2 protein-coding genes are annotated in these 1,001 nt (G+C 47.6%); both read right to left on the reverse strand.

The genetic code is table 11. The annotated features are described in order from the left end of the window. Window positions 1-117 precede the first annotated feature (117 nt). On the reverse strand, window positions 118-351 hold the full coding sequence (locus tag DTS01S_RS30815) for a hypothetical protein (RefSeq protein ID WP_128422733.1): 234 nt from the start codon (window positions 349-351) through the stop codon (window positions 118-120). Between the two features lie 4 nt (window positions 352-355). Then, a partial coding sequence (locus DTS01S_RS30240; protein WP_169804713.1) for an RHS repeat-associated core domain-containing protein occupies window positions 356-1,001 on the reverse strand: 646 nt, incomplete at its 5' end.

A 1,001-nucleotide genomic window follows, 5' to 3' on the forward strand; every position in this document is an offset into this window, starting at 1 on the left:
CTTGGTTGGTGAGGAGCGGCCGTGTTCCCGAAGGGCGGCGGTATCCAAGTTGGAGATTCAACTCGAGTACTCCACGGCTATCGCAGCTGACGTAGGCTACAGATTTTTTTGAAAGATTCAATCAGGGTTAATTGATGATTTTTCTTCTTTCTCCAATTTTTTCCGCTTTTTTGATTGATGATGCAGCATCGAAAGATGCCCAAATAGAGCCAAAGAGAAATGCAAGGCAACAACACAAATCAGCCCCATCAGACTCGCACCCCACCAAGGCCAAGCAGGCGAAAATATTCTATAAATCCAAATTCCAAAAAACAAATATAAACAGCCATAGAAAATAGTAAATCCCGTCATCTAATCACCTCCGGCAGCTGCACTGCTCTCCATCACTTGTCAACGTCGAAGACAAGCCTGCACCACCAATAATTCTTGGAAATAACCATCTAAATAAAGGCGTAGGTCCCGTACCAAATGTTGATCCAAGTCCCAAACCAATTCCTCCAATTTCAGGGGTTAATGCCCGCCGCCATCCAATATCTGCAACTAATGATGCACCACGAGCAACTGGGTCTAGTGATGAGTATTTCGCGTAGGATGCCGTGGTTTTTTGACCTATTTCATAAAGCAATTTCTCCCGAAGACTGAGATTAAGCCACGCAACATCAGCCTCAGCTCCTAGCATGTACCAGTTCGCAGCAGAGGAACACGAGGGAGTTAAGGCAGAACCAGCCAAACCTACTGTCGAAGGTGAAAGTGCAGCTGCTATTGCCGGCATGGTGACAAGCCTAGTCCACGCACCTGCCTGCACAGCTTGATCGAGAGTGGTTTTGTGCTTTGCACCTTCAAACGTCGTTAGGTCAAGAAATACCAATCCTTCGGGATCAATGAAATTCAATGGATTTCCACTCACATACCCAAACCGATTCCACCCACCCTCCAACCCGATCGGGTCCGCCTGCATATACCGCCCCGTCGCGGCATCGTAGTACCTGTGCAGGTTGTAC

Origin of the sequence: Delftia tsuruhatensis NBRC 16741 (genome assembly GCF_001571325.1) — a bacterium.
In the GTDB taxonomy this organism is placed as follows: Bacteria; Pseudomonadota; Gammaproteobacteria; order Burkholderiales; family Burkholderiaceae_C; genus Comamonas; species Comamonas tsuruhatensis.